Source organism: Cupriavidus sp. IDO, assembly GCF_000812465.1.
Lineage (GTDB): Bacteria > Pseudomonadota > Gammaproteobacteria > Burkholderiales > Burkholderiaceae > Cupriavidus.
Genome location: NZ_JWMA01000192.1, coordinates 1 through 26,695, shown reverse-complemented (window position 1 = coordinate 26,695; position 26,695 = coordinate 1). Strand labels below are relative to the sequence as shown.

The 26,695-nt window shown below is 64.8% G+C and carries 26 protein-coding genes; 8 read left to right on the top strand and 18 right to left on the bottom strand.

Annotated features, from left to right (window positions below; translation table 11 throughout):
- Positions 1-13: 13 nt before the first annotated feature.
- The 6 genes from RM96_RS34135 to ompR all read right to left on the bottom strand — a co-directional run bounded on the left by RM96_RS34135 (position 14) and on the right by ompR (position 5,821).
- Positions 14-595, bottom strand: a complete 582-nt coding sequence (locus tag RM96_RS34135; protein ID WP_039016205.1) for a GNAT family N-acetyltransferase — start codon at positions 593-595, stop codon at positions 14-16.
- A gap of 151 nt (positions 596-746) precedes the next feature.
- A complete protein-coding gene (locus RM96_RS34130; RefSeq protein ID WP_039016182.1) occupies positions 747-1,268 on the bottom strand; it encodes a carboxymuconolactone decarboxylase family protein in 522 nt (173 codons plus the stop codon).
- Positions 1,269-1,374: 106 nt separating this feature from the next.
- The gene (locus RM96_RS34125; protein WP_039016181.1) at positions 1,375-1,923 is read right to left on the bottom strand and encodes a peroxiredoxin; all 549 of its coding nucleotides are present in this window, start codon (positions 1,921-1,923) and stop codon (positions 1,375-1,377) included.
- 250 nt (positions 1,924-2,173) lie between these two features.
- A complete protein-coding gene (locus RM96_RS34120) occupies positions 2,174-3,466 on the bottom strand; it encodes an MFS transporter (RefSeq protein WP_039016180.1) in 1,293 nt (430 codons plus the stop codon).
- A 258-nt stretch (positions 3,467-3,724) separates the two neighbouring features.
- Positions 3,725-5,074 (bottom strand): ATP-binding protein, encoded by a 1,350-nt coding sequence (locus RM96_RS34115; RefSeq protein ID WP_039016179.1) that lies wholly within the window; start codon positions 5,072-5,074, stop codon positions 3,725-3,727.
- 24 nt (positions 5,075-5,098) lie between these two features.
- Complete coding sequence (ompR, locus tag RM96_RS34110) at positions 5,099-5,821, bottom strand: osmolarity response regulator transcription factor OmpR (protein ID WP_010810107.1); 723 nt, start codon at positions 5,819-5,821, stop codon at positions 5,099-5,101.
- A 270-nt stretch (positions 5,822-6,091) separates the two neighbouring features.
- Between ompR and RM96_RS34105 the strand changes: the two genes are divergently transcribed.
- On the top strand, positions 6,092-6,445 hold the full coding sequence (locus RM96_RS34105) for a hypothetical protein (protein WP_039016178.1): 354 nt from the start codon (positions 6,092-6,094) through the stop codon (positions 6,443-6,445).
- Between the two features lie 25 nt (positions 6,446-6,470).
- Here the strand turns inward: RM96_RS34105 and RM96_RS34100 are convergent, their stop codons facing one another.
- From RM96_RS34100 to hpnD, 3 genes are all read right to left on the bottom strand, one after another.
- Positions 6,471-7,367: an SMP-30/gluconolactonase/LRE family protein gene (locus RM96_RS34100; RefSeq protein ID WP_039016177.1), complete on the bottom strand. Its 897-nt coding sequence runs from the start codon at positions 7,365-7,367 to the stop codon at positions 6,471-6,473.
- An 80-nt stretch (positions 7,368-7,447) separates the two neighbouring features.
- Positions 7,448-8,725 (bottom strand): Zn-dependent hydrolase, encoded by a 1,278-nt coding sequence (locus RM96_RS34095; RefSeq protein WP_039016176.1) that lies wholly within the window; start codon positions 8,723-8,725, stop codon positions 7,448-7,450.
- Between the two features lie 74 nt (positions 8,726-8,799).
- Positions 8,800-9,636: a presqualene diphosphate synthase HpnD gene (hpnD, locus tag RM96_RS34090; RefSeq protein WP_039016175.1), complete on the bottom strand. Its 837-nt coding sequence runs from the start codon at positions 9,634-9,636 to the stop codon at positions 8,800-8,802.
- Between the two features lie 336 nt (positions 9,637-9,972).
- On the opposite strand from hpnD, the gene RM96_RS34085 reads away from it, so the two are divergent.
- Positions 9,973-11,175 carry an efflux RND transporter periplasmic adaptor subunit gene (locus tag RM96_RS34085; RefSeq protein WP_039016174.1) on the top strand — a complete coding sequence of 401 codons (1,203 nt, stop codon included), beginning with the start codon at positions 9,973-9,975 and terminating at the stop codon, positions 11,173-11,175.
- Between the two features lie 10 nt (positions 11,176-11,185).
- Positions 11,186-14,299: an efflux RND transporter permease subunit gene (locus RM96_RS34080; RefSeq protein WP_039016173.1), complete on the top strand. Its 3,114-nt coding sequence runs from the start codon at positions 11,186-11,188 to the stop codon at positions 14,297-14,299.
- Here RM96_RS34080 and RM96_RS39645 read toward each other — a convergent pair.
- From RM96_RS39645 to RM96_RS34065, 4 genes are all read right to left on the bottom strand, one after another.
- Positions 14,259-14,528, bottom strand: a complete 270-nt coding sequence (locus RM96_RS39645; RefSeq protein WP_238587504.1) for a hypothetical protein — start codon at positions 14,526-14,528, stop codon at positions 14,259-14,261. The genes RM96_RS34080 and RM96_RS39645 overlap by 41 nt on opposite strands.
- Entirely contained in the window at positions 14,471-14,908 is a 438-nt protein-coding gene (locus RM96_RS39135; protein ID WP_338011448.1) for an ATP-binding protein, read from the bottom strand. Before RM96_RS39135 ends, RM96_RS39645 begins: the two co-directional genes overlap by 58 nt.
- 96 nt (positions 14,909-15,004) lie before the next feature.
- The gene (locus RM96_RS34070; protein WP_039016171.1) at positions 15,005-15,415 is read right to left on the bottom strand and encodes a DUF3830 family protein; all 411 of its coding nucleotides are present in this window, start codon (positions 15,413-15,415) and stop codon (positions 15,005-15,007) included.
- A gap of 110 nt (positions 15,416-15,525) precedes the next feature.
- Positions 15,526-16,527 carry an AraC family transcriptional regulator gene (locus tag RM96_RS34065; protein ID WP_039016170.1) on the bottom strand — a complete coding sequence of 334 codons (1,002 nt, stop codon included), beginning with the start codon at positions 16,525-16,527 and terminating at the stop codon, positions 15,526-15,528.
- Positions 16,528-16,710: 183 nt separating this feature from the next.
- Here RM96_RS34065 and RM96_RS34060 point away from each other — a divergent pair, with 183 nt between their 5' ends.
- The 5 genes from RM96_RS34060 to RM96_RS34040 all read left to right on the top strand — a co-directional run bounded on the left by RM96_RS34060 (position 16,711) and on the right by RM96_RS34040 (position 21,469).
- A complete protein-coding gene (locus RM96_RS34060) occupies positions 16,711-17,691 on the top strand; it encodes a quinone oxidoreductase family protein (RefSeq protein WP_039016169.1) in 981 nt (326 codons plus the stop codon).
- A 10-nt stretch (positions 17,692-17,701) separates the two neighbouring features.
- Positions 17,702-18,550: a TauD/TfdA dioxygenase family protein gene (locus RM96_RS34055; protein ID WP_039016168.1), complete on the top strand. Its 849-nt coding sequence runs from the start codon at positions 17,702-17,704 to the stop codon at positions 18,548-18,550.
- A 93-nt stretch (positions 18,551-18,643) separates the two neighbouring features.
- On the top strand, positions 18,644-19,372 hold the full coding sequence (locus RM96_RS34050) for an SDR family NAD(P)-dependent oxidoreductase (protein ID WP_039016167.1): 729 nt from the start codon (positions 18,644-18,646) through the stop codon (positions 19,370-19,372).
- A 47-nt stretch (positions 19,373-19,419) separates the two neighbouring features.
- The gene (locus RM96_RS34045; protein ID WP_052279907.1) at positions 19,420-20,292 is read left to right on the top strand and encodes an SDR family NAD(P)-dependent oxidoreductase; all 873 of its coding nucleotides are present in this window, start codon (positions 19,420-19,422) and stop codon (positions 20,290-20,292) included.
- 130 nt (positions 20,293-20,422) lie between these two features.
- Positions 20,423-21,469, top strand: coding sequence for an AraC family transcriptional regulator (locus RM96_RS34040; RefSeq protein WP_039016166.1), 1,047 nt, complete (start codon positions 20,423-20,425; stop codon positions 21,467-21,469).
- 100 nt (positions 21,470-21,569) lie between these two features.
- Here RM96_RS34040 and RM96_RS34035 read toward each other — a convergent pair whose 3' ends face one another.
- The 5 genes from RM96_RS34035 to RM96_RS34015 form a co-directional block, all read right to left on the bottom strand.
- Positions 21,570-22,427, bottom strand: a complete 858-nt coding sequence (locus RM96_RS34035; protein WP_082016836.1) for an SDR family NAD(P)-dependent oxidoreductase — start codon at positions 22,425-22,427, stop codon at positions 21,570-21,572.
- 37 nt (positions 22,428-22,464) lie between these two features.
- Positions 22,465-23,484: an NADP-dependent oxidoreductase gene (locus RM96_RS34030; protein ID WP_039016165.1), complete on the bottom strand. Its 1,020-nt coding sequence runs from the start codon at positions 23,482-23,484 to the stop codon at positions 22,465-22,467.
- An 80-nt stretch (positions 23,485-23,564) separates the two neighbouring features.
- Positions 23,565-24,818 (bottom strand): serine hydrolase domain-containing protein, encoded by a 1,254-nt coding sequence (locus RM96_RS34025; protein ID WP_039016164.1) that lies wholly within the window; start codon positions 24,816-24,818, stop codon positions 23,565-23,567.
- 164 nt (positions 24,819-24,982) lie between these two features.
- On the bottom strand, positions 24,983-25,960 hold the full coding sequence (locus RM96_RS34020) for a tripartite tricarboxylate transporter substrate binding protein (protein WP_039016163.1): 978 nt from the start codon (positions 25,958-25,960) through the stop codon (positions 24,983-24,985).
- 232 nt (positions 25,961-26,192) lie between these two features.
- Positions 26,193-26,695, bottom strand: a 503-nt coding sequence (locus RM96_RS34015; protein WP_039012191.1) for a 3-keto-5-aminohexanoate cleavage protein, incomplete at its 5' end; no start/stop codon positions are given.

Sequence of the window (26,695 nt, the reverse complement as noted above, 5' to 3'; positions counted from 1 at the left end):
CCTGTGCGGCGCCTCAGGCCTTGGCCGGAATCGGCGAGGGCGTGGCGTTCTCGGGCGTGATCGCGTACGTGTAGTCGATCAGGCGCGCCATGGCGCCGGTGCGTGCGCCGGCCTCGGTGCGTTTGGCGAATCCCATCTGCTGGCACAGCCGGTTGGCGGATGCCATTTCCGGCATGGTGCGCACCAGCAGCGTTGGCGAACCGATGTCGCGCGCGCGCTGGATACAGATCTGCATCAGCGTATGCCCGAGCCCCAGGCCGCGTGCCTGCGGGCTGACAGAGAGCAGGCGGGCTTCGGGCTGGGTCAGCGTAATGGTGCTGCCGTCCAGCGCCGGAAGCGTGGCGCCCGGGTGGCAGAAGAGCACCGCGCCGCTGATGCCGTGTTCCGTCTCGGCCACCCACCATTCCATGTCGGGATGGCTGGTAGCCAGCACTGCCTGCATGCCGCGCTGGAAGGAGGCGCGACAGTCTTCCATGATCTCGAGCTCGTATTGCCCGTAGGCCTGCTGCGTAACGGCGGCGATATCGCCCCAGTCGTGGACCGCAGCCAGGCGGTAGTGAAAACGGGGAGAAGTCGGTGAAGGCAGGATGCTCATGGCGTATGAAAAGTGCATGTCCTGGCTCGATTGTAGGCCGATCGATACACAATTGCAGTTGACCTTTGCGCGGGTTGCGCCATAAGAACAGCGGGGAGGATCCTGCTAGGAACCTCCCCGCTGTTGTGCTACGGGCCCGCCGCTGGCCGGCTTACTGGGCGGCGATTACGTTGGCGGCCGCCGCGATCACGGCGGCGATGCGGCCCACGTCGCGCAACTGCTGCGAGGTCATGCCTTGCTCGTTCTTCAGCAGCTCATAGTGCGATTTCACGCAGAAATGGCACTTTCCGATAATGGATGCGGCCAGCGCGTACATCTCGAAGCGGCGCTTGTCCACGCCGCCGTGCGTCGCGTACGCGTTCATGCGCAGGCCGGCCGGCTGGCTGGCCAGGTCGGGGTCGCCGGCCATCTCGATGTACGGATACCAGACATTGTTCATGCCCATCAGCGCGGCGGCAGTCAGGGCGCCGTTGGTTTCCTCGGGCGACAGCACGCCGGCGTTGCGAATTGCGTCCACCAGGACCTTGCTCTGGGCCGCGAATGCAGCGGCCAGTGCCACGCCAACCGCATCGTTGCCCTCGAGCGAGGAGCGGGCGATGGTGCCGTCGACATTCAGGCGGATGTCCTTGGCGTAGTCGGGAATGAGGTTCTTAATCGTGCTAAGGAATTCCATTCAATTCTCCTATCGATCAGGGCTCAAAAAACCCGCTCACGCGGGTTTTGAAGCGGAGGGCCGAGCCCTCCGCGAAGTTGCCACTATGCCGGCAACGTTGCAGCAATTACAGCGTAGCGCCGCCAACAGCACGGTTGCACGGGCACAGTTCGTCCGTTTGCAGACCGTCCAGGATACGCAGCACTTCGTCCGGGTTACGGCCGACGTTCAGGTTGTTCACGGAGACGTGCTGGATCACATTGTGCGGGTCAACGACGAAGGTGGCACGCAGGGCAACGCCGGCAGCGTGATCACGCACGCCCAGCTGGTCGATCAGCGAACCGGTCACGTCGGCGAATTGCCACTGGTCCAGCTTGTTCAGGTCCTTGTGCTCACGGCGCCATGCCAGCTTCACGAATTCATTGTCGGTCGAGCCGCCCAGCACGATCGCGTCGCGTTCGGCGAACTGGCCGTTCAGCTTGGCGAAGGCCACGATTTCGGTCGGGCACACGAAGGTGAAGTCCTTCGGGTAGAAGTAAATGATCTTCCACTTGCCTTCGAACGACTTTTCGGTGATGTCTTCGAAAGCCGACTGGCCGTTTTCTTCATGGTTGTTGAAACCCGGCTTGACACCGACGACGTGGAAGGCTTCGATCTTGTCACCAACGGTCTTCATAGACATCTCCTGATACGGTTGAAGAGAGACACGCGAATGCGCCATGCGCGCCATGTGCCTATTGAGGCAGGAAAGCTCTGACGCACCGCGACAAAACGTGATTATGCGTTATCACCACGCCCCGCGGCTAATTGAAAATCTCAAACAGCCCGATAGGGAGCGTGACGGCACGTCATGACAGCCTTGTTGCGGAACACAAAGTCCGCCATGTACGACGCCTTTTCGTACATGGCGCCGGATGCACCGGATTTCAAGCGGCGCGCAGTGCGGCCTCGCTGCGGCGTGCGGTGCGGAAGATGATCAGGGTGGCGACCAGGCCGCACACGGCGGCGAACATCAGCCACAGGCCCGGGGCAGCCTTGTTGCCCGTGCTGTGGATCAGGTAGGTCGAGATCGCCGGCGTGAATCCGCCGAACAGCGCGGTGGCCAGGCTGTAGGCCAGCGAGAAGCCTGCCGTGCGCACTGCCGGCGGCATCACTTCGGTCAGCGTCACCACCATCGCGCCGTTATAGCTGCCGTACAGGAAGGACAGCCACAGTTCCACCATCAGCAGGCGCGAGAACGAAGGCTCGGCTACCAGCCACGACACGGCCGGATACGCAGTCAACAGCGTGGCCACGGTGAAGATCACCAGCAGCGGCTTGCGGCCCACGCGGTCGGAGAGTGCGCCCATCAGCGGCAGCCAGATAAAGTTGGACAGGCCGACGCACATCGTGACGATAAGGTTGTCGACATCGTCCAGCTTGAGCACGGTCTTGCCGAAGGTTGGCGTGTAGGCGGTGATCATGTAGAACGACACCGTCGTCATCACGACCATCATGCAGCCGGCCACGATGATGCGCCAGTTTTCCGCCATGGAACGGTAGATCTCGGCAATGCTCGGGCGATTCTTGCGTGTCTTGAATTCCTCGGTCTCTTCCAGCGAGCGGCGGATCAGGAACAGGAACGGCACGATCAGGCAGCCGATCAGGAACGGTACGCGCCAGCCCCATTCGTCCATCTGCTGCGGCGCCAGCGTGGCATGCAGGATCACGCCGAGCAACCCGGCAAAGATCACGGCAACCTGCTGGCTGGCGGACTGCCAGCTCACGTAGAAGCCCTTGCGGCCGGGCTTGGCGATTTCCGCGAGATAGACCGAGACCCCGCCCAGTTCGACGCCGGCTGAAAAGCCCTGCAATAAGCGCCCTGCCAGTACCAGCAGCGGCGCCGCCACGCCGATCGAGGCATAGCCCGGCACGCAGGCGATCAGCAGCGTGCCCAGCGCCATCAGCACCAGCGTCAGGATCAGGCCCTTGCGGCGGCCGTGGTGGTCGATGTAGGCGCCGAGGATGATGGCGCCGAGCGGACGCATCAGGAAGCCTGCGCCGAACGTGGCCAGCGACAGCATCAGCGAGGCGAACTCGTCGCCGCTCGGAAAGAAGGTCTTCGCAATGGCGGCGGCGTAGAAGCCGTACACCATGAAGTCGTACATTTCCAGGAAGTTGCCGCTGACGACGCGGAACACCGTCCGGAACCCGTGTTGGGATTGGGGAGTATTTGACATGGCTGTCTCTCAGGCGCCGCCGGTGCGTTCCGGCCGCATGATTGTTCGGTGAGGGTCAGCCAGGCGTGGGGGAGCCAGCAGGCGGCGCCTTGGCTGGAGATGCGTTCGCATCGTCCCTGCTGACCGGCGCCAGTGTGCGCCGCGACGCTGTCATTGCCCTGTCAAATACCTTTCAGATTCCTATCAGAAGCTGTCGAAAACCTGTCAATGCCGGGGGACGGGAAGGCATGCGCGCCGTTTGGCGCACATCGTGGCGAATCAGGCGCGCCGGAAGCACGCGCTGACCACCAGGCCAGTGGCCGGCGGCATGCGGTTGGACAGCACCAGGCGGCCGCCATTGCGCTGCAGGATGCGATTGACAATCGACATGCCAAGGCCCGCGCCCTTGGCCTCGCTGCGCGCGCTGTCGAGCCGGTAGAACGGGCGCGTCAGCAGCGAGAGCTGGGCTTCCGGCACGCCCTGGCCGTGGTCGGCGACGGTCAGCACGGCTTCTTTGTCGTCGAGCTTCGTGGTGATCTCGACTTCGGCCATGCCGGACTCGTCGTCCTTGGCGTAGCGCCGCGCATTCTCGATCAGGTTGTCGAGAATGCGTTGGATTTCCATGCGGTTGGCGATCGCCATCACCGGCGCGGTCGCGCGCACGTGGACGCGAACGTCGTCGTGCGCGGCGTAGACGCCCACGGCGTCGTGCACCAGGGCAGAGAGGTCGACCGGTTCCACCGTTTCGAGGGCCGGCCGCGCGTAGTTCAGGAACTGGCCGATGATGGCGTCCATCTGCTCGATGTCCGTGATCATCGCTTCGCGCGTGGTGGTGTCGACCGGCGACATCTCGGTCTCGAGCCGCAGCCGTGTGAGCGGCGTGCGCAGGTCGTGCGAGATGCCGGCCAGCATCACCACGCGGTCGTCGTCGAGCTGGCGCAGATCGCGCACCATCTGGTTGAAGCTGTGGTTGGCCTGCGCGACTTCGCTGGCGCCATGCTCCGGCAGCGCCGGCGGATCACCCCCGGCACCGATGGCGCGCGCGGCGTTGGCCAGCCGCTTGAGCGGGTAGTTGACGCGCGCCGTGATGAAGGCCGCGCCGATGATCGACAGCAGCAGCGCGGCGATACTCCACCACAGCCACTGGATGCCGGAGACGCGCTCGAAACGCTCCGGGCTGATCGCCACCCAGTAATCGTCGCCCTCGATCTCGAAGCTGACCCACACGCCGGGAATGTCGTTGACGGTGGTGGCCAGCACGGTGTCCTCGCCCAGCCGCCCGCGGATTTCCTGCTGCACCAGCTGCGTCAGGAACGGGTTTGCGGTGGGGGCGGCGAAGTCGTCGTCCTTCTCGCGCGGATAGACCTTGATGCCTTCGTTCTGCACCAGGTCGAGCAGCAGGAACCGGCGCCGTGCCGGGTCGGAATAGAGCAGCGCGGCACGCGTGAGCTTGACCACGCTGACCACCTGCATTGCGATCTGCTGAGCGCGCGGGGCGCGCTCGAACAGCCGGTAGCTCTGGAACCAGATGCCCAGGGAGATAGCCAGCAAAAGCGCGATCAGCATGAAGGTTCGCCAGAACAGCGAACCAAAGAACCGCGTTGCGGTACGGCCGATAACGGTCGCCACGATGGGAACAGCGGCCGGAATCGGTTATTTCACGCCATCAGGGATGAAGACGTAGCCGAGGCCCCAGACGGTCTGGATAAACCGCGGGTTGCTCGGATCCGGCTCGATCAGCTTGCGCAGGCGGGAAATCTGCACGTCCAGGCTGCGGTCGAAGACCTCGTATTCGCGGCCGCGGGCCATCTCCATCAGCTTTTCGCGCGACAGCGGCTGGCGCGGATGACGGGCAAATACCTTGAGCACCGAGAACTCGCCGGTGGTCAGCGTGATTTCCTCGTCGTTCTTGGTCAGCGTGCGCGTGGCCAGGTTCAGCACGAAGTCGCCAAAGGCAAAGGTCTCGGGCGTTTCCGACGGGGCGCCGGGCACTTCGGCCGGGCCCTTGCGGCGCAGCACCGCGTGGATACGGGCGATCAGCTCGCGCGGATTGAAGGGCTTGGGCAGGTAATCGTCCGCGCCCATTTCCAGGCCGACGATGCGGTCCACGTCCTCGCCCTTGGCGGTGAGCATGATGATCGGGGTCTGGTCGTTGGCGCCGCGCAGCCGGCGGCAGATGGACAGGCCGTCTTCGCCCGGCATCATCAGGTCAAGCACCAGCAGGTCGAAACGTTCGCGCAGCCAGAGCTTGTTCATGGCGGTGGCGTTTTCCGCCACCAGCACCGTAAAACCTTGTTCGCCCAGGTAACGGCGCAGCAGATCGCGGAGACGCGGGTCGTCGTCCACGACGAGAATCTTGTGGCTGGTATTTTCCATGGCGGTATCTTAGCGACTAAAGCTTTCGCTCAAAATGGCTTAACAAAACGTTACATACTTTACCCCGTGGTATGGCAGCGTGCACTAACCCTGCGTTTACACTGCGCATTCCGTTTTTTGCGCACCGTGCTTTCCCGCACTCGGAGCCATGTTTCACACCGGATTATTTATGGTGTCAGGTTTTCCGACTGCGCGGACGGGGTACCGGATTTTTTCGGCTTCAGGCAGTCCCGGCGACTGCAAATTCGGAAGCCAAAACCGCCATTATCAATGAAAGTGAACCGTAACCGGCACGGGCTGGCCCTGCGTCGCGCCCCTGGAGCGTGGTTTGCGCTCGCCGGTGTGGTGCTGGCGCTATGCGTGACGCCGGTTTCGGGGCAGGCCCAGTCGGCCGGCATGGCCAATCTCCTCAAGCGTTCCGACCGTCCGTCGGCCCAGGCCAGCGACGCCGCCGGCAACGGCCAGCGCGAGGCCCGAGCCCGCGCCGAACACCATCGCGCCGAGCAGCGCGAAGCCGAGCGAGAGGGCCACGGCAATGGCGGCTCCCGGCTGTCGCCGGACGAGCGCCGCAAGCTGCGCAAGAACCTCTACGACCTCAGCCGCGAAATGTACCAGGGGGGCTGACCCCGGCCGCCGGGGCTGCCGCCTGCTAGGGCAGGCCAGCGTGCGGCACATCCACTTCGGTCATCAGAATCTGGCCCACCCGGGTTTCGCGGCGCTCGGCTTCATGGAAGCTGGGCGCCGCCGCCAGGTAGAGCGTCGTGCCGCGCGGTCCACCGAGCGCGGCGGCATAGATGCCGGTGCCGCACGCAATTTCTTCCACGATCTCGCCGCCTTTCCTGACCCGGATGGCCCGGTTGCCAACCGCATCCGCCACCCACAACGCGCCTTCGGCATCCTGGGCGCAGCCGTCTGGCGCCACGCGCGCGCCGCCCAGCGCCTGACCCACATCGGCTGCGCCGGGCTGGTCGCCAAAGCGCGCCCAGTCGCGCCGGGGACCGAGCGTGCCGTCGGCGTGCAGGTCGAAGGCCGAAATGCGATTGCCCAGCGTCTCTCCCACGACCAGCGTCCTGCCGTCCGGCGTGATCGCCGAACCGTTGGGAAAAAAGAGTCCTTCGGCGACGACCGTGACGGTTCCGTCCGGATCGACCCGCGCCAGGCTGGCCGTGCGCATCGGCGCGCCGCCCATCAGGTCGAAGCCGAAATTGCCGACATAGGCCCGGCCCTGTGCATCCACCACCATGTCGTTGACGTGCCCGCCGGCCACGCCCGACAGGTCGGCATGCTCGGCCAGGCTGCCGTCGGGCTCGCACCGCAGCAGCTTGCGGTCGCGCATCGACGCGATCAGCAGTCGCCCGTCAGGCAGCCAGCCAAGTCCGGATGGCTGGCCCGGCACGCTGGCGATGTCCTCGATGTTGCCGTTGGCGGAGATCGCCATCACGCGGTGCGTATAGAAGTCGGACAGCCAGAGCCGGCCCTCGTGCCAGCGCAATCCCTCCAGGAAGCTGTGGCCCTGCGTCAGGACCGACAGGGTGCGTTCCGGCATGCTTGTCTCCGTCGTCGTCGATGTTGTGCATCCATCCAATACGATCCGGCGTGAGACTGCAAGCGCACCGCGGTGGGGTGTCAGCGCCGCATGGCGGGGAGCGGCTGGAAGTGGCGCAGGAAGTCGACGAAGACCTCGGCGGCCTGCCGGGCGTCGTCGGCGGTGATGGTTTCCAGCGGGTTGTGGCTGATGCCGCCGTTGCCGCAGCGTACGAACAGCATCGCCACATCGGTGACGCGCTGCATCATCATGGCATCGTGCCCGGCGCCTGAAGGCAGCTCGAACACCTGCAGGCCACGTTTCTTCAGCACGGCGCCGAACTGGTCCATCAGCCAGCGCGCGCACGGCGCATTGTTGACGGGCGGCACGCGTTCCACCTTTGCCGTCAGCCCGCGCCGTGCGGCGATGCGCTGGATGCCGGCCACAATGTCGGCAATCGCCGCTTCGCGGATGCCGTCCTCGCCGGCGCGGATGTCCATCGAGAACATGCATGCCGCGGGAATGACGTTGCTCGATCCCTCCGGCACCTGCAGCTGTCCGACCGTGCCTACCAGCGTGGGCACTTCGCCGCAGCGCTGCTCCACCAGCAGGATCATTTCGGCGGCGCCGGCGGCGGCGTCCTTGCGCATGCCCATCGGTGTTGTGCCGGCGTGGCTGGCCAGGCCTTCCACCCGCACCTGGAAGCGGCTGCTGCCGGCAATCTGGGTGACGATGCCCAGCGGCAGCCCGTGGTGCAGCAGCACCGGGCCCTGTTCGATATGGACTTCGACGAATCCCAGCAGGGAGGCCGGATCGACCGCCGCCGCCTGCAGCGCCGGCAGTTCGCCCCCGCCCGGCAGGCCCGACGCCGCCAGCGCGTCGCGCAGCGTCACGCCATCCACATCCTGCCGGTCGAGCAAGGCCGGATCGAAGCGCCCCGCCAGCACGCTGCTGGCAAGGAAACTGGTCTTGAAGCGCAGGCCTTCTTCCTCGGCAAAGCCGACGACCTCGAAGTGGTAGGGCAGGCGGATGCCGGCCGCGTTGAGCGCACCCACGACCGCGATCGGCAGCAGGATGCCGAGGCGCCCGTCATAGCGGCCGCCATTGCGCACGGTGTCGAAATGCGAGCCGGTCATCAGCACGCGCGCGCTGTCGCCCACGGCGGCATCGGCGGCATAGCGGCCGATGACATTGCCGATGGCGTCGATGCGCACGCTCATCCCCGCTTCTTCCATCCATTGCGCAAGCTGTGCCTGCGCCGCGCGGTGTGCGGGTGTCAGGAAGGCGCAGGTGAGGCCGGCTTCCGCGTCGGAGAAACGGGCAAGCTGGTCGGCGCGGTCCAGGATGGCCTGGCCGAAGGAGGTGGTGTTCTGGGTCATGGCTGCAATACGGCGTCTGGTGAATCAGCGGAAGGGTGACATGGTATCCGCAGCCCGGCTCGCTTATTCCTCTTTTACCCGTTCCGCATCCAGGTCTTCCAGGCAATCCACAGCTTGCGCAGCGGCGTCAGAGAGATGCGCTGGTTCAGCACCTGGAACTGGCTGGCCTCGATCTCGTCGAGCAGGGCGTGGTAGATGGCGCCCATCAGCAGCCCGGCGCGCTGCGCGCGGCGATCCTGCCGAGGCAGCAGTTCCAGCGCCTCCCGGTAGAGGGCGCGCGCGCGGTCGGCGTGGTACTTCATCAGTGCGACGAAACGCTCCGAATGCTTGCCCTGGAGAATCTCCGAGGCCGGCACCTGGAAGCGCTGCAGCGTGTCCACCGGCAGGTAGATGCGCCCGCGCCGGGCATCCTCGCCCACGTCGCGCAGGATGTTGACCAGTTGCAGCGACTGGCCGAGCTTCTCGGCAAATACCAGCGTGCGCGGGTCGGTGTAGCCGAACAGCCGTGCGCTGAGCGTGCCCACCACGCCCGCCACGCAATGGCAGTAGCGGTTCAGGCCAGCTTCGTCGAGGTAGCGAGACTGCGTCAGGTCCATCTCCATGCCTTCCAGCACTTCGGCCATTTCGGCCTGGGGCAGGCCGGCGGCCTTCACGTGCGGCTGCAGGGCCCTGGTGACCGGATGGGTCGGTTCGCCTTCGTACAGGCGGCGCAGCTCGCCGCGCCACCAGTCCAGTTGCTGGTGGGCCAGGCCGGGGTCATGGGTGTCGTCGACCACATCGTCCACCTCGCGGCACCAGGCGTAGAGCGCGGTGATGGCGCGACGGCGTTCGGCCGGCAGGAACAGGAAGCTGTAATAGAAGCTGGAGCCGCTCTGGGCGACTTTCTCTTGGCAATACTGATCGGGCGTCACGCCAGTCTCGGATCGATGATGTGAGGAAAGTGCAGTGCGTCCGCGAAGGAAAAGGCAGGGCGTCCTGCGGCGCATGCGAGCCGCATTTTAACCACACCCACCCACGGCTCGCCCCGACTGAATGATTCTTCGGTTGCGATTCCGGGCGTTTCGTCGTCCGGCGTTTGACGCACCCATGGTCGATCGCTATATTACTGACCGGCTAGTTATTAACTGGCGGCGCCCCGCAATTGCCGCCATCCTTGCCGACCGCAGCGGTCCGATATAGCTGCCGCCATACGCCCGCAAGTGCCTGGTTCGCCACGCCTGCTGTTCCATCCGACTTGTAGCTCACCCATGCCAGTGCTTTGCCAAGTGCCGGAAGTTGCGGCCGCAGATATCCCGACTGTTACGAATCCCTTGCTGCGCGGGCTTTCCCGGGGCGGCGCCGTACTGCTGCTCGCCGCAGCGCTCACCCTGGCCGGCTGCGGCAAGAAGGCCGGGCCGGCGCCTGAAGTCCGGCCGGTCCGGCTGCTGCAACTGAGCCAGCACACCGGCAAGACTGCCTTTGAATTCTCGGGCGATGTGCGTCCCCGGGTGGAATCTCGGCTCGGCTTCCGGGTCAGCGGGAAGATCTCGGCCCGCCTGGTGGACGTGGGCGCGGTGGTGCGCAAGGGCCAGCCGCTGGCCCGGCTGGACGCGACCGACCTGTCGCTGGCAGAGGCGGGCTCGCGCGCCCAGTACGACGCCGCGCGCACTGACCGCGATCTCGCCGCCTCGGACCTCAAGCGCTACAACGAGCTGTTTGCCAAGGGCTTTATCAGCGCCGCCGAGCAGCATCGCCGGCAGGCCACCTACGATGCCGCCGAGTCGCGCCTGAAGCAGGCGGAGGCCGGCTTGCGCAACCAGTCCAACCAGACCGGCTACAGCGTGCTCAACGCGGATGCCGACGGCGTGGTCACGGCGGTAGACGCCGAAGTCGGCCAGGTGGTGACACCCGGCCAGCCGGTGATCCGCGTCGCCCAGACGGCGGAGAAGGAAGTCGCGATCGGCTTGCCCGAAGACCAGGTCGACCTGCTGCGCGGCATCACCGATGTCACTATCCGCACCTGGGCCGAGCCCGATCGCGCGCTGCCGGGCCGCGTGCGCGAGATCTCGGCAGCGGCCGACCCCGTGACCCGCACCTACGCCACCCGCGTCTCGATTCCCAACCCGCCCGCGGATCTCAAGCTGGGCATGACGGCGGTGGTGACTTTCGTGCGGACCGGCGCCACGCCGGCGATCCGCGTGCCGCTGACCGCGCTGCTGCAGGAGCAGGGCCGCAACCAGGTCTGGATCTACGATCCGGCCGCAGGAACGGTGAAGCCGGTACAGGTCACGCTGGGCGACCCGGTCGGCAACGAGGTCGAGGTGCGCCAGGGCCTGGCGCCCGGACAGACCATTGTGACGGCGGGGGTTCATCTCCTCAAGCCGGGGCAGAAAGTAAAGCCGATGCAGATGGTGGCGCCAGGATCGTCGCCGGGCGCGGCGCCAGCCGCCGCCAACCCGAAGCAGGGCTGAGGGCGGCCGCATGGATCATTCGCGTTTCAACCTTTCGCGCTGGGCGCTCGAGCACCAGCCGCTGACCCGTTATCTGCTGGTGGTACTGCTGCTCGGCGGCCTGCTGGCTTTTTTCCAGCTCGGGCAGGACGAGGACCCGCCGTTCACCTTCCGCGTGATGGTGGTGCAGGCGTTCTGGCCGGGCGCCACCGCCGAGCAGATCGCGGTGCAGGTGACCGACAAGATCGAGCGGCAACTGCAGGAAGTGCCGTATGCCGACAAGATCCGCAGCTTCTCCAAGCCGGGCGAGACCACCGTCATCTTCCAGCTCAAGGACACCTCGCCGGCGAAGGAAACGCCGCAGATCTGGTACACCGTGCGCAAGAAGATCGGCGATATCGCCCCGACGCTGCCGCAAGGCGTGCGCGGCCCGTTCTTCAATGACGAGTTCGGCGATGTGTACGGGACGATCTATGCGCTGTCCGCCGATGGCTTCAACTACAAGGAGCTGCGCGAATACGCCGACCTGGTGCGCCAGCAGCTGCTGCGCGTGCCGTCGGTGGCCAAGGTGTCGCTGCTCGGGCTGCAGGACGAGAAGATCTACATCGAGTTCAACCAGGCGCGCTTTGCCCAGCTCGGGCTCGACATCAATGCCATTGCCGACCAGATCAGCCAGCAGAACAACCTGACCGGCAGCGGCGTGCTGGTCACGCCCACCGACAACCTGCAGGTGCGCCTCTCCGGCCAGTTCGGTGACGTGAAGGACCTGGAGAACCTGGTGCTGCGCGGGCCCAACGGCATCGCCAATATCCGGCTGGGCGACATCGCCCACGTCTACCGGGGCTATATCGATCCGCCGCAAAGCCGCATGCGCTACAACGGCAAGGACGTGATCGGGCTCGGCATCTCGATGGAGAAGGGCGGCGACATCATCGCGCTCGGCAAGAACCTGCGCGCCGCGTTCGATGGCCTGCGCGGCCAGTTGCCGGTAGGCATCGAGATGGACCAGGTGCAGGACCAGCCGCAGGCGGTCCAGCGTTCGGTCGGCGAGTTCGTGCACGTGCTGATCGAGGCGGTGGTGATCGTGCTTGCCGTCAGCTTCCTCTCGCTGGGCCTGCACACCAGGCCGCTGCGGCTGGATGCGCGCCCCGGGCTGGTGGTGGCGCTGACCATCCCGCTGGTGCTGGCGGTGACCTTCCTCTTCATGAACATCTTCGGCATCGGCCTGCACAAGATCTCGCTGGGCGCGCTGATCGTGGCGCTGGGCCTGCTGGTCGACGACGCGATTATTGCCGTGGAGATGATGGTGCGCAAGCTCGAAGAGGGCTTCTCCAAGATGGAGGCCGCCACCTTTGCCTATACGTCGACTGCGATGCCGATGCTGACCGGCACGCTGATCACGGCGGCCGGCTTCCTGCCGGTAGGACTGGCGCGGTCAACGGTGGGCGAATACACCTTCGCGATCTTCGCCGTGACCGCGCTGGCACTGGTGCTGTCATGGCTGGCCGCGGTCTATTTCACGCCGTACCTGGGGTACCTGCTGCTCAAGAGCCGCCCGGCCGGCGCCGGCGCGCACCACGAGGTGTTCGACACGCCGTTCTACGCGCGCTTCCGCCAGCTGGTGGACTGGTGCGTGACCTGGCGCAAGACCGTCATCGCCATCACGCTGGTGACGTTCGCGCTGGGCATCTATGCCTTCAAGTTCGTCGAGAAGCAGTTCTTCCCGGATTCCAGCCGGCCCGAGCTGATGGTGGAATTGTGGATGCCGGAAGGCACCAGCTTCGCCCAGATGGAGACCGAGGCGAAACGCTTCGAGGCCGCCATGCGCAAGGATCGTGACGTGCAGAGCCTGACCACCTTCGTCGGCACCGGCGCGCCGCGCTTCTACCTGCCGCTGGACCAGATCTTCCCGCAGAGCAACGTGGCGCAGGTGATCGTGATGCCGGTCAGCACCGAGGCGCGCGATGCGCTGCGCAAGCGCGTGATCCAGGTGCTGAACACCGAGTTCCCGCAATTGCGCGGCCGCGTCAAGCTGCTGCCGAACGGGCCGCCGGTGGCGTATCCGGTGCAGTTCCGGGTGATCGGGCCGGATGCGGCGGGCGTGCGCAGGCTGGCCGACCAGGTCAGGGCGGTGATGACCGCCAATCCCAACACCGTGGGCGTGAACGACAACTGGAATGAGAACGTCAAGATGCTGCGCCTGGAAATCGACCAGGACAAGGCGCGTGCGCTGGGCGTGACCACGAGCGCCATCGCGCGCGTGACGCAGACCGTGCTGACCGGCATACCGGTGGGCCAGTATCGCGACGGCGACAAGCTGATCGACATCATGATGCGCACGCCGCGCAATGAGCGCGATGCGATGTCGGACATCAACAATATGCTGGTGCCGACCAGCAATGGCCGCGTGGTGCCGCTGACGCAAGTTGCGCACGTCACGCTGAAGTCCGAGCCGGGCGTGATCTGGCGCGAGAACCGCGATTTCGGCGTGACCGTGCAGGCCGACGTGGTCGATGGCATCCAGGGGCCGACCGTGACGGCGCAGATCAATCCGCTGCTCGACAAGCTGCGCGCACAGCTGCCGCCGGGCTACCGCATCACCGTGGCCGGCGCGGAAGAGGAAAGCGGCAAGGCCGGGGCATCGATCGCGGCGCAGTTGCCGCTTTGCATCTTCCTGATCTTCACGCTGCTGATGCTCCAGCTGCACAGCTTCTCGCGCACGCTGATGGTGTTCCTGACCGGCCCGCTCGGCCTGATCGGGGCGGCCGCGACACTGCTGTTGCTGCGCGCGCCGATGGGCTTCGTGGCACAGCTTGGCATTACCGCGCTACTGGGCATGATCATCCGTAACTCGGTGATCCTGGTCGACCAGATCGAGCAGGACGTCAAGGTCGGCGTGCCGGTATGGAACGCCATCGTCGAGGCAGCGGTACGGCGTTTCCGCCCGATCGTCCTGACCGCCGCCGCGGCGGTGCTGGCGATGATCCCGCTGTCGCGCTCGCTGTTCTGGGGGCCGATGGCGGTGGCCATCATGGGTGGCCTGATCGTCGCGACCGTGCTGACGCTGCTGTTCCTGCCGGCGCTGTATGCGGCGTGGTTCCGCGTCAGGCGACCGGAAGCGGGCGTGGCGGCGCTGGCGGGCTGAAGGTCCGCGTGAACGCGCAGGCCGCCTGCGTGGCTTCGCGCATCAGGCCGGCAACGATGTCGGCCGCGGGAGCGATGGCGTCCGAGAAGCCGCCGGCCGGTCCGAGCGAAACGATGCCGGCGTCTACGTCGCCATCGACATAGACCCGCTGGCGCGTACGGGATGACAGGATCAGGTCACCGAACTCGCCATGACTGCGCGCGCCCGCGGCTTCGAGCCGCTGCACCACTTGGAGTTGCGGCGGTGCGTAGTCCAGCAACCAGCGCAGGGCAAGCAGGATGCGGGGTCGTCGAGATGGTGGACATCGTCCAGCATCAGCATCAGTTCGCGTTTGCGGGCCGCAATCGCGCGCACCAGCGTGATGACGCAGTGCTCGACGGCGGACTGGTCGCCGTCGCGTCCCATCAGGAGCCAGGCGTCGTGCACGATCGCTTCGTCGACCGTCGCCAGGCTGGCCACCATGCCGTTGAAAAAGCACGCCAGGTTGTTGTCTTCGGGGGCGAGCGAGAGCCAGGCCACATCGAAATCCAGCGTACTGGCCTTGCCGCTGCCCGCTGGCCCCTGGATGACCAGGCAACGCTGGCGCCGGGCCTCGGTCAGGCGGGCCAACAGCGACTCGCGCGACATCAGCGGGCGAGGGGTGGGTAGGGGGTGGCGCCGCAGTGCGGCCAGCGCGTGAGCCGTCTCCGGGTGGAGACGTGTGGGTCACTCCAGCTCGAACACCACGTCCTGCGCGCCTTCCCACAGCACCTTGGTACCGAGTGCGCGCAGGTTCTCCTTGCCTTCGACGATGGTCAGGAAATGATTGCCGGCAAGCTGGCCGACCTTGCTGGCAAAGCAGCAACTGCCGTAGGCCAGGATGATCTCGGTCTCGCTGTAGCCGCCCGGGTAGAACAGGATGTCACCGACCGAAGGGTGGCTAGTATGGTTCTCGAACTCCACGCCCAGCTCGAATTCGCCAAGCGGAATCCAGCAGCCCTCGCCGCTCCAGCGCACGTGGATCAGCTTTTCGCGGTAGGGCAGCAGCTTGAGAAAGGCGGCAACGGTCTTCGGGGCGTCGGGATGGGTCTCGGTGACGAAGGTAAAGCCGCCGGCGGTGATGCGGATACGGGCCATGAACGGATCCTTTTTCTTGTTGGGGGGCGCGGTCCCGGCAGGCCGGGATTGCCAGTCTACGCCTGCCGGGCGACGATCGATTACGCCCGCCCGACGAGGCTGCGCTCGCTTCAGCCCGATTGCTTATTGCGCCAGCTTGATACGCTGCAGCAGAAGCGTTTGGAGAACCATCTCGAAAAAGCGCTGAGCGACGAGAAGCCCAACAAGATCGCTATCTCCGACAACGCCCGCTCGCTATTCCTGACATACCTCGAAACCAGGTCAACCCTGACCTCATCAACGATGGACGAGTAGTTCTGCCCATAACCAGCCAGATGGCGATGCACCGTTTTCCGGTCGACACCGAGTTGCTGGGCCACCCGTTCGACCCCACACTCTCCGGTTGGCAGCAGGGCGAATACCAGTTTCCTGACTTTGTCCGGCATGGTCGCATCCGACTGTGCCAGCTTGGCGTCCAGGAATTCCCGCGCATGCCGGGCCAGCGCCGGATCATAGGCAGGGCTGGGCACGTCCAGATCCGCGGCGGACAACACAATGCCATCGAAGTCCTGCCCGAACCGGACCGGCACGCCGAACAGGCGCCGATGCGTGGCAAGGCTGGCTGGCGCGCTGTGCGTAAAACAAACGCTGCGAGGTTTCCATGCCGCAGCCGAAAGCAGCTTGAACAGCCGGAACAACAGGCAAATGACGAGTTCCGTGGATTGCCGCATGGAGCCGCGGTTGCTCACCAGGAATTCAAGCCTGAGGGCCGCGATGTCGCCCACTTCCTCCAGGTGCAGGTCCAGCGCTTCGTTCAGCAAGTGGATATAGCGCGCCATCGCTTCAAGCGCCTTGCGAAGCGTGGCCTCTTCGCGCATGACGATGGCCAGTGGCCCGAAGCTGGTCAGGTGCCGGGCCTCTGCCACGCGAAGACCAAAGTCGTCCCAACCAGCGAGCCGCGCCGAATCCTCCAGCAATTGCATGACTGACTTCGTCGGGACCCGGATTTCAGGGTCCACCAGGACCGCCGGGCTGATGCCCGCTTGCCGGAGTTGCTGATAGGGATTCAGGCCTGCCTTGCGCGCCACTTCGACGAAGTTTGTCAGGCTTGCGTGTTGCAGCAGTGTCGACATAAGGAGTTCCCCGAGGTGCCCCAAAATGTAAAGTGCCTGCCCCAGGATGTCAACGAGGCAAAGACTCCTTCTCCAATACTTGCTGGCACCTTGTGAGCGCTTTCGATCAGGACTGCCTTCGGGAAGGGCGGATCGACAACGGCGAACGCACAGGAGCAACGCGAACCCGAACCGGAGAAAGAGATGTCCCACGCCATTCGCATTCATGAAACCGGTGGACCCGAAGTCCTCCGCTGGGAAAAGGTTGAAGTCGGCCACCCCGGCCCGGGCCATGTGAGACTGCGGCACGAAGCAGTCGGACTGAACTTCGCCGACACCTACTTCCGCTCGGGCCTCTACCCCATGCCGCTGCCCGCCGGCATGGGTGTAGAAGGCTCTGGCGTGGTGGAGGCCGTTGGCCACGGCGTGGAGAATGTTTCCGTCGGTGATCGCGTCACCTACACCGGCTTCCTCAACACTCTCGGTGCATACAGCACCGAACGCATTGTGCCGGCTGCTCCACTGATCCGGCTGCCCGACGACATCTCCTGCGAGACGGCGGCTGCCATGACGATGCGGGGGCTTACCTCAGCCTACCTGATGCGCCGCATTTACGATTTCAAGGCGGGCGACACCATACTCCTGCACGCCGCCGCGGGCGGCGTGGGCCTGATCGTTTCCCAGTGGGCCCGGCTGCTCGGCCTGAGGGTGATCGGTACTGTATCGAGCGAAGCGAAGGCTGAAGTCGCGCGTGCGCACGGTTGCGATGATGTCATCAATTACAGCCATGAAGACGTGGCCAGGCGCGTGCGCGAACTGACGGACGGCGTTGGCGTCAATGTCGTATTCGACAGCGTCGGCAAGGACACCTTCGATGCCTCGCTTGACTCGGTCAAACGGCGCGGCCTGATGGTGTGCCTGGGCACCGCCTCGGGTCCGTTCCCCCTTTTCAATCCCCAGATCCTGGCAACCAAAGGCTCGCCGTACCTAACCCGCCCGGCGCTGGCCGACTACATTGCAGAACCTGCCGAGCGCAGCGCGCTGGCCAGTGAGTTGTTCGGTCACGTCGCCGCCGGCCGGATCAGGATCGAGATCAATCAGCGCTATCCTCTGCAGGACGCTGTGCAGGCTCACCGCGATCTGGAAGCGCGCAAGACCACCGGGTCGTCCATCCTTACCGTTTGACGGAGCCGGCATGCGCGTCGAGCAACTTACCTGTTCCATTGGCGCCGAACTGACGGGCGTCAGCCTGGCGGATGCGATTCACGATGACGGCGTATTTGCCGGCATACGCGAGGCGCTGCTCAGGCACCGTGTCCTGTTCCTGCGCGACCAGGAAATCACTGCTGCCGAGCACGTGGCCTTTGCCCGTCGCTTTGGTGAACTGGAAGCGCATCCGGTAGCAGGCAGTGATCCGGAGCATCCGGGACTTGTCCGCATCTACAAGGATCCCGACCAGCCCAGCCCGCGTTACGAAAACTCCTGGCACACGGATGCGACCTGGCGCGAAGCGCCGCCGCTTGCCAGCATCCTGCGCTGCAGGGAGTGCCCGTCTGTCGGCGGCGACACCATGTGGGCCAACATGGTGCTCGCCCATGAGAACCTGCCTGGCCACCTCAAGGCACAGATTGCGGGCCTTCGGGCGCGTCACAGCATCGAAGCCAGCTTCGGCGCGGCCATGCCAATCGAGAAGCGCCTCGCGCTAAGGGCGCAGTTTCCGGACGCCGAGCATCCGGTCGTCCGGACGCATCCCGAGACAGGCGAGAAAGTGCTCTTCGTCAATGCCTTTACCACGCACTTCACCAACTTTCATACGCCCGAGCGCGTGCGCTTTGGACAGGATCTCAGCCAGGGCGCGTCCGATCTGCTGCGCTACCTGATCAGCCAGGCCCACATTCCGGAGCATCAGGTGCGCTGGCGCTGGACAAAGAACAGCGTGGCGATCTGGGACAACCGTGCGACCCAGCACTACGCGGTCATGGATTACCCACCGTGCCATCGCAGGATGGATCGCGCCACGGTCGTCGGGGATCGCCCGTATTGAGTTCACGTGCGCCGCGCTGAGGGCCTGAAAGGCGCAGGCCGCAGCGCGCATTCTGACTACCCACAACCCATTGCAACCAAGGAGAGATTGAGAATGAGCCGTACCGATCCCAACCTGCTCAAGAACAAAGTTGCCGTCATTACGGGGGCTGGCCGCGGCATTGGACGTGCCATTGCACTTGCCTACGCCAGCGCGGGCGCAGCCGTGGTCTGCAGCGCCCGCGGCGAGGCGGAAATCACCCAAACGGCGAACCTGATCCGGGAAGCAGGCGGCCGGGCCATCGCCCATGTCGCCGACGTAGGCGACTACCAGGCGATTGCCAGCCTTTTCCAGCGAGCCAGCAATGAATATGGCGGCATCGATATCGTCGTTGCCAATGCCGGTGTCGCACTCGAGCAGCGCCGGATCGCTGACAGCGATCCGGCGCTCTGGAGCAAGACCATCGATATCAACCTGACCGGTGCCTACTACACCGCGCACGCCGCCATCCCCCACCTGCGCCGGCGCGGAGCAGGCAAGATCATCATGGTTGGGTCCGGCCAGCGCAAACGGCCCGCCCCGGGGTTTTCCGCCTACTCGTGCTCCAAGAGCGGCCTGTGGATGCTCACCCAGTCGCTCGCGGTGGAACTGCAGGAGGACAACATCAGCGTCAATGAACTGATTCCGGGGCCGGTCAGAACAGACCTGACGCGCAACGCCCCAATGCCCCCTGGCGAATGGGTCAAGGAACCAGCGGACGTCGTCCCGCTCGCATTGTTCCTGGCCAGCATGCCCGACGCCGGCCCCAGCGCACAGAGCTACAGCCTGATGCGTCGCGCCTGAGCCACCCGGGTTCAAGGCAACCCAACATCAACCAGGAGGAAGCCGAGATGCAGCAATATACTCAACCGTCCAAACAGCCGCCCAACGCGCCGGCAACAGGAAAACTGACCGGGCGCGTTGCCCTGATTACCGGCGCCGGTCGCGGTCTGGGCGGGGCCATCGCCCGGGACTTTGCAGCCGCCGGAGCCGATATCGTCATCTGCGATGTTGACATGCCCGCCCTGGAAGACACCCGCGCCGCTGTCGAAGCGGCTGACGCGTCCTGCCTTGCGCTGCGTTGCGACATTTCCTCGAGCAGCGAGGTGGCGGAGATGTTTGCCAGCATCGTCAGGAGATTCGGCACGTTGCACATACTGGTGAACAACGCTGCGCGCGCGCCCACTACGGCGGCCGATGAGGTACGGCGCAACAAGCACTACGCCTACATCACGACGCCGGTCCCACGGCAATCTCTTGGCTTCACCAGTAATCTGACCGATGAGGAATGGCTGCGGTACTGGGATGTGAACGTGCATGGGATGTTCTACTGCACACGCGAAGCGCTCAGGCTGATGGAGCCGCAACAGTACGGGAGGATTGTGAACCTGGCGTCAATCGCTGGATACTCCACCATTAGCGCGCATAGTCCCCACTACTCTGCCACCAAGGGCGCGGTCATTGCCTTCACCAAGTCGGTGGCGGCGGAAGTGGCCGGCGCCAACATTCTTGTCAACGCGTTGGCTCCCGGGGGAGTGGCGACGCCGTTCTTCCAGCAATATCTCGGAAGCATTAGCGAAGAAGCCAGGGACCGGTTCTGGCAGGTGATCCCTGCAGGCCGCTTCGGGACGATGGAGGAGTACGCGGCAACCGCGACCTTCCTGGCGGGAGATCATTACTTTGTCGGACAGGTGATCAGTCCTAACGGCGGCGCGGTGATCTGAGCCGAGCGCCGTCGTTGGCCGGGGGCCGGGCGGCGCTCGCATGAGCAGGCAAGTGTCAGGCGGATGCCGGCGAAGTCGCCAACCCGTGGCTGCGATGGCGTTGCCCGCCGCAGCCCATGCAAGGAGGCTTATGAAGCGGTTGGTCCGTAGTGCAACGCTTTCCGGATACACAGAGGTCGCCCGCTCGCTCGGTCTTGACCCGCTGCGGATCCTGGGCGAGGCCGGCATCCCGCGAAGCGCGCTGGACGCCGCGGACAGCCTGATCTGCGCTAGCGCCACGTGCCGGCTTCTTGAGATGTCCGCAGCCGCAGCCGGTGTCGAAGACTTCGGCCTGCGGATGTGCATGGGCCGTCAGCTGTCGGTACTGGGGCCGCTTGGCATGGTGATCCGGGACGCCCCAACCTTGCGGGATGCACTGGCTGCCCTGACTCGCTACCTCACCCTGCACAGCGAAGCCGCGCTTCTTGACATCGAGGTAGGCGAGCGCGTCGTTGTCATACGCATGTCGCTGATGGTCGACGATATCGGCGCGACGCGGCAAGCCAACGAAATGGTGCTGGGTTCGCTGTACCGGATACTCGGGGAGCTGCTCGGGCCAGCCTGGCGCGCGCGACGCATCTGCCTGTCACACGGGGCCCCGAAATACATGGCAACCCACCTGCAGGTTTTTGGCGGGCCCGTGGAGTTTGGTTGCGACTTCAACTGTATTGTCTGCGAACTGAAGGACCTGGACGCCGTTCCTCAAACCGCTCATCCCGGGCTGGTGCGATACGCGCACGCGTATCTGGACTCGCTGCTTGCGCGCACCAACCAGTCGCTGGCGGAGAAAGTCAGGAGGATGGTGTTCTCGCTGCTCCCCACGGGACATTGCAGCATTGAACGGGTTGCCGGCCAGCTCGGTATTGACCGGCGCACTGTTCACCGCAGACTGATGCAAGAGGGCATCACCTTCAGTGCCATTCTTGATGAGGTCCGCGCCACGCTCGCTGTCCAGTATCTGGGGCAGCCTGAGCGCTCGGTCAACTACGTTGCCGAACTGCTCGGCTTCTCCATGCACAGCGCGTTCGCCCGCTGGTTTCGCTGCCGCTTCGGTTGCAGCCCCAGCGTATGGCGCGCGGACGGCGTGTGGCCTGTGCCTGTTCCGCCGCCATCTACACTGGCGACAAGCCTGCCGTAGCAGGCGCAGCACGGAGCGGCGGAATACGGGTTGCCCTGGTCAGCCGGGGTCGGGCCAGACAGCGCGACGTTAGCCATGGCCCCAGTGGCGAGTCCAGTCGTCATTGGGGCGCCCGATCCAGCGCCGCGAGGATTCGCGCGAATCGCTGCGCCAGGCTTGCCCGCATGCGCGTCGGCGTGAAGATATAGAACTCGCCCGCGCAGAGTGCCTCGAGTACGTGCTTCGCTACCGCCTCCGGTGTCGCCCCCGCGGCAATACTTGTCCTCAGCTGTTCACTTGCATAGGCTGAGCGTTCGGCAATCGAGGTCTTTACCGGCCCTGGGCAAAGGACAGAGACACCCACGCTCGTGCCGGAAAGTTCCTGTTCCAGCGCTTCAGTCAGGGCTACCACGCAGGCCTTTGTTGCCGCGTAGGCGCCCATCGGAATCTCGCCGTTTACCCAGAATCCGGCGCCTGAGGCGGTGTTGACGATATGAGCCGGCTCGCCGTGACGGCGCAGCAGTGGAACGAAATGACGGATGCCGTGGATCACGCCGAAGACGTTGACATTGAAAGCGCGCCTCCAGTCTTGCTCCGAAAGGGACGCCAGTGCGCCGCTCATGTCGATGCCGGCATTGTTGAAGACGAGATGGACGTCTCCCAGGGTGGCCGTGAACTCCGCAGCCGCGGCGCGCACGTCGGCCTCGCACGAAACATCCAGTACGCGGGTGCAGATGCGGCGTCCGGTCGGCGCAAGCCGAGCACGTGCCGCGTCGAGTCCCTGCGGATCGATATCGGCAAGCGCAAGGTCAGCACCACGCGCTGCCAGTGCCTCGGCCAGTGCCAGGCCGATACCGGACGCGGCGCCAGTGATGATGGCAGTCTTGCCGCAGAAGTCGATGATACCGGTCCTTGAGGGAGAATCGGCCTTCCCGGTCGCGGGCGGATGGCCTTTTGCGGTGGCAGTTCGATGGGTCATGTATGTTCCGCTGTCGTCAATGTCGCAGGGGCAGCGCTTACCCGAATGCCGGCTCGGGAGAGAGGCGGACGAGTTGCTTGCCGATGTTCTTGCCACTGAACAGCCGGTTCAATGCAGCCGGAGCCTGCTCAATGCCGTCGACGATGTCGGTCTTGTACTTGAGCTGGCCGTCCCGGATCCATTGCGCCATGACTGCAACGGCTTCGGGAAATCTCGAACGATAGTCGGAAACAAGGAAGCCCTCGATCCGGGCGCGCTTCATGATGATGTTGCGGAACATCTTCGGGCTCCACCAGTCACCGCTTGCGTTATAGGTGGAGATCATTCCGCAAAGCGCGATGCGGGCACCGAGGTTGATGAGCGTGAGTACGGCGTCCATGGTGTCGCCACCCACGTTCTCGAAGTCCACGTCGATGCCATCGGGGCACGCTGCGCGGAGGTCGGCGAGCGCATTGCCTGCCTTGTAGTCGACACACGCATCCAGACCAAACTCCTCCTTTACGAGCCGGCATTTGGTTTCGCCGCCGGCGATCCCGACTACGCGGCACCCGAGAATCCTGCCAATCTGAGCGGCGATCGAGCCGACGCCACCGGCAGCCGCCGACACGACCACGGTTTCGCCAGGCTTTGGCCTGGCGATGTCAAGCATGCCGAAATAAGCGGTCATGCCGGAGTTGCCCAGCACGCTCGCGAAAGCGGGGAGGGGCAGGTCGTGCTCCACCGGGATACGCCGCGCGTTCTTTGCCACCGAGTACTCTTCCCAGGCCATGCCGGCTTCGACAATGTCCCCGGGCTTGAAGTCCGGATTGTTGGACTCGACCACCACGCCCATCGTGCCGCCGCGCATCACCTCGCCGGTTGCCACAGGCTCCATATACTGGTCGATCTGGCTCATCCAGACGCGATTGGTTGGGGCCACCATGAGGTAGATATTGCGCACCAGTATCTCGCCGTCGCCTGGCTCCGGTAGCGGCGCGTCGACGAGCTGAAGGTCTCCGTCCCTGATGTCGCCTATCGGGCGTTGCCTGAGAATCCAGCGTCGGTTCATCGTCATCATCCTTACTCCCTGAAAGTCTGCATCGGCGCTACGCGCATGGTGCTCGCCGTGTGTCCAGCCATCACAACGCTGTCGCAAGCTCAGTCGATCAGCGCCCCATACACGACGTTGCGCAAGAATGCCCGGTACCAGGCCCGCAATGCCATATCGTTTTCCTGAAGCATCAGGATCGAGATCAGTTGCTCCCGTGGGTCGGCCCAGAAATAGGTCCCAAGTGCACCGCCCCAGAAAAAGTCACCGATTGATCCGGGTACAGGACACAAGCCCATGGCGTTGCGCACGCCCACGCCCAGCCCGTAACCCTGCCCAACCTCAGGCAGGGGCGCGTTGATGCCCAGCCCTTTCGTCGAGCTGCCGAAGCTCACGGTCGCCGGCAGGTGGTCGCTGAGCATGAGATCCACGCTCTTGCGCGAAAGCAGGCGCACTCCCTCGAGCACGCCGCCGTTCAGCAGCATCTGGCAGAAGCGAGCGTAGTCGCCGGCAGTCGATAACAGGCCGGCGCCGCCTGAGCACCACCGAGGCGGATTGCTGTCGTCGTAATCGAACAAGACGCCGGATTTCCCATCTGGTCGCCGCAACGGCAAGGCCAGGCCTGCGTCGTCCATTCGGTTCAGCCGGAAGCCGGTCGCATGCATGCCCAGTGGGCGCGTCACGCGATCGGCGACGAAGCGGTCGAGTTCCATGCAGGAGACGACCTCAATGATGCGACCGAGCACGTCAGTCGACATGCCATACTCGAACGCCGTACCCGGCTGGCATTGCAGCGGGATGGCGGCCAGCTTTGCGACCATTTCGGCGTTGGTCTGTCCGGCATCCATGACATTGCCGTCGCGATACATGCGCTGTACCAGCGAATCTCCGAACTGCCCATAGGTCAGGCCGGATGTGTGCCGGAACAGATCATGAACGGTCATGGTGCGCCGTGCGGGCTCTAGTTCAAGTCGTCGTTGCCCGGTGCTCGCGTCGACAATTTCCGAGCCGACCTGCAGGTGCCCGAACGCCGGAATGAACTGTTCGACAGGGTCGCTCAGCGCCAGTCGGCCGTCCTCGACCAATGTCAGCGCAGCCGCGCAGACGATCGGCCTGGTCATCGCTGCAATCCGGAAGACCGAATTGCGCCGCATCGGACGAGACGGGTCATCCCCGCGCTCGAACCCGATGGCTTCAAGAAAGGCAATGCGGCCTTTCCTCGCCACCAGCACGACCGCCCCGGGGATCTTTCCCCGATCGACATCACCCTCAAGGACCGACGCAATGGTCTGCAGCCGCCTGGACGAAAGTCCTACGTCTTCCGGCGTATCGGCTTCGTGCGGCAGACAGGATCCGAAACTCAATGCAGGCTCCTCGATATTTCAATGGGCAAACAGGCCGGGAATCGCTGGATAGGCCGCTAAGAGACGCTATCAAAATGATTCTGGCGTCGTTGCGCGGCCATGCCGGCGGTTCATATCCGCCTCTCCCGCGAAGGCGAGCCCGGGCCTTGCCCGGGCCGTGTAGATCAAGGCTGGATATGGTAGGTCTTCACGATGCCGGCATTGCGATCGAACTCGGTGCGCAGGCCCTGGCTGAGCTGCTGGATAGTCTGGACAGGCAACGGTTCAAAGCCGAGCGTTGCGATCCGCTCATGCAGTTTGGGTGTTGACATGGCCTTGTATACCGCTGCGTGGATCTTCTGGGCCAGGTCTTCGGACACCTTGGCCGATACGAATACGCCCGCCCAGTTGCTGAAGTCCAGATCCGGATATCCCATCTCGGCAAACGTCGGGACCTGTGGCAGCAGCGGCGAGCGCTCCTTCGATGCCACGGCAAAAGCCTGCAGCTTGCCCGCCCTGATCATCGGCAGCGAGGTCACCATGCCGTCGTACATCACGGCGATCTGTCCACCCATCACCTGGGTCAGTGCGGGTGGCGAGCCGGCAAACGGCACATGTTGCAGATCCATGCCTGCCTTCTGATTCATGATCATGCCCGCATAATGAGCGACCGTGCCTGCGCTGTAGGAGGCGAAGCTCAGCTTGCCCGGATTAGCCTTCACATAGCTGATCAGGCTCGGCAGATCCCTGGCTGGCAGGCTCGTCGACCCGACCAGCAGCAGGCCCGTCTTGGCCACGGCGGCTACGGGCTTTACGTCTTTCATCGGATCGAAGGAGACCTTCATGACATGCGGGATTTCCGTGAGCACATTGGTGGTAGCAACCAGAATGGTCTGTCCGTCCGACGGCGCTGCCAGCATGGTGCTGATCGCGATGCCGCCGCCGGCGCCGGGCTTGTTGTCGACGACCACGGGTTGCCCCAGGTCGGCCGTGAGCTGGTCAGCCAGCACGCGGGCCAGTACGTCCATGGATCCGCCTGCGGGGGCGGGGACCAGCACCCGGACGGGCTTGTTGGTCCACGCCATGGCAGCAGGCATGGCGAGGGCAACGATTGCAGCTACAGCGGCCTTGCCGACTCGTAGGAGGGCGGGGCGATATGGCATAGGTGACTCCGTTATCGATGCGGGATGTAGGACGTCCGTAGGCGCAGTCATTTCAGGAGAGCGTACGGGCTACTGCAGGAAAGGCTTCCGGGATCTGGCGGTGCGACGGATGCTGAGCACGAAATGGCGGCGGAAGTGGTGGAGTCATGTGTTCGTGGAGGCTTGGTCGGCGCGCCGGGCTGGGGCGATGGCCTGGCCACAGGCATTGCGCCGGTGGCCAGGCCGCTGCGCGTCAGGCCGCGCGCAGGGGCAGGTTCTTCTGCCCGGCCTGGCGGTTCGGCGCCATGCCGTGCGCGGCCAGGGTTTCCTCGGCGCTGTCGTACCAGGTGCCGATGCGGTAGATCTCGCGCGCTTCCTTGCCCGAGGCGATCTCGCGGCCCAGTTCCTTGGCCACGCGCACGCACTGTTCGATCTGCTGCACCGAGCTCATGCGGTTGCCGTGCTGGTCGATGATGGTGTCCTCGATGCCGCAGCGCGGGTGCAGGCCCATGGCCATTGCCATCATGTTGAACGGCAGCACGTTCTTGAGCAGCGATTCCGCGGTCAGCGTGCAGCCGTCCGGGGCGCGGTGGACGAAGTTGAAGAAGTTGAACGGGTTGGGGCCGTCAAAGCCGCCGCCAATGCCGATCCAGGTCAGGTTCAGCGGGCCCTTGTAGATACCGGCGCGCACCATGCGATCCAGCGTTTCCATGGCGTGGATGCCGGTCAGCTGGAAGTGCGGCTGGATGCCGGAGG

What these genes read in the sequence shown, in the direction of transcription:
- RM96_RS34040 (WP_039016166.1), top strand. Translation starts at nt 20,423, where the DNA reads ATGAAGCGGTTGGTCCGTAGTGCAACGCTTTCCGGATACACAGAGGTC.
- RM96_RS34065 (WP_039016170.1), bottom strand. Translation starts at nt 16,527, where the DNA reads ATGTCGACACTGCTGCAACACGCAAGCCTGACAAACTTCGTCGAAGTG.
- RM96_RS34070 (WP_039016171.1), bottom strand. Translation starts at nt 15,415, where the DNA reads ATGGCCCGTATCCGCATCACCGCCGGCGGCTTTACCTTCGTCACCGAG.
- RM96_RS34095 (WP_039016176.1), bottom strand. Translation starts at nt 8,725, where the DNA reads ATGACCCAGAACACCACCTCCTTCGGCCAGGCCATCCTGGACCGCGCC.
- RM96_RS34125 (WP_039016181.1), bottom strand. Translation starts at nt 1,923, where the DNA reads ATGAAGACCGTTGGTGACAAGATCGAAGCCTTCCACGTCGTCGGTGTC.
- RM96_RS34105 (WP_039016178.1), top strand. Translation starts at nt 6,092, where the DNA reads ATGAAAGTGAACCGTAACCGGCACGGGCTGGCCCTGCGTCGCGCCCCT.
- RM96_RS34020 (WP_039016163.1), bottom strand. Translation starts at nt 25,960, where the DNA reads ATGCCATATCGCCCCGCCCTCCTACGAGTCGGCAAGGCCGCTGTAGCT.
- RM96_RS34030 (WP_039016165.1), bottom strand. Translation starts at nt 23,484, where the DNA reads ATGATGACGATGAACCGACGCTGGATTCTCAGGCAACGCCCGATAGGC.
- RM96_RS34050 (WP_039016167.1), top strand. Translation starts at nt 18,644, where the DNA reads ATGAGCCGTACCGATCCCAACCTGCTCAAGAACAAAGTTGCCGTCATT.
- RM96_RS34120 (WP_039016180.1), bottom strand. Translation starts at nt 3,466, where the DNA reads ATGTCAAATACTCCCCAATCCCAACACGGGTTCCGGACGGTGTTCCGC.
- RM96_RS34035 (WP_082016836.1), bottom strand. Translation starts at nt 22,427, where the DNA reads ATGACCCATCGAACTGCCACCGCAAAAGGCCATCCGCCCGCGACCGGG.
- RM96_RS34130 (WP_039016182.1), bottom strand. Translation starts at nt 1,268, where the DNA reads ATGGAATTCCTTAGCACGATTAAGAACCTCATTCCCGACTACGCCAAG.
- RM96_RS34100 (WP_039016177.1), bottom strand. Translation starts at nt 7,367, where the DNA reads ATGCCGGAACGCACCCTGTCGGTCCTGACGCAGGGCCACAGCTTCCTG.
- ompR (WP_010810107.1), bottom strand. Translation starts at nt 5,821, where the DNA reads ATGGAAAATACCAGCCACAAGATTCTCGTCGTGGACGACGACCCGCGT.
- RM96_RS34060 (WP_039016169.1), top strand. Translation starts at nt 16,711, where the DNA reads ATGTCCCACGCCATTCGCATTCATGAAACCGGTGGACCCGAAGTCCTC.
- RM96_RS34055 (WP_039016168.1), top strand. Translation starts at nt 17,702, where the DNA reads ATGCGCGTCGAGCAACTTACCTGTTCCATTGGCGCCGAACTGACGGGC.
- RM96_RS34135 (WP_039016205.1), bottom strand. Translation starts at nt 595, where the DNA reads ATGAGCATCCTGCCTTCACCGACTTCTCCCCGTTTTCACTACCGCCTG.
- RM96_RS34045 (WP_052279907.1), top strand. Translation starts at nt 19,420, where the DNA reads ATGCAGCAATATACTCAACCGTCCAAACAGCCGCCCAACGCGCCGGCA.
- RM96_RS34085 (WP_039016174.1), top strand. Translation starts at nt 9,973, where the DNA reads ATGCCAGTGCTTTGCCAAGTGCCGGAAGTTGCGGCCGCAGATATCCCG.
- RM96_RS34080 (WP_039016173.1), top strand. Translation starts at nt 11,186, where the DNA reads ATGGATCATTCGCGTTTCAACCTTTCGCGCTGGGCGCTCGAGCACCAG.